This is a genomic window from Paenibacillus maysiensis, from assembly GCF_000520815.1.
Classification (GTDB): Bacteria; Bacillota; Bacilli; order Paenibacillales; family Paenibacillaceae; genus Paenibacillus; species Paenibacillus maysiensis.
In genome coordinates, this window is the sequence record NZ_ASRY01000320.1 from 1 (window position 1) to 326 (window position 326).

A 326-nucleotide genomic window follows, 5' to 3' on the forward strand; every position below is an offset into this window, starting at 1 on the left:
GCCTGATCAATCACCAATGTTTTTTGTGTAGCATCCAGTTCCTGTGGATTACCGATTCCTGCCACCTTATCATAATTGCCAATGCTTACTGCCCCAATCGAATTAATTTTTACCGTTGAGCCTTGCCCTTGAATCTCACCTTCATAATCGGTGTTGACCACGCTCCCATACACCAAATTCTTTTTCAGGCTTTCATTTAAACGTGCGCTCCAGATTGTTGGAATAAAATTCTGTACTGTCATATCTTTTCACCTTGTCCTTTTCGTTTATTATTATTTGTTTTGTAATGCTTGTTTGACTTGATCCCAATGCTGATTAATCTCGTT

General features: G+C 39.0%; 1 pseudogene. It reads right to left on the minus strand.

The window, feature by feature from the left end:
• Nucleotides 1–242 (minus strand): annotated as a pseudogene (locus tag L696_RS29010) (P22 coat protein - protein 5 domain protein); the annotation flags it as partial.
• Nucleotides 243–326 lie beyond the last annotated feature (84 nt).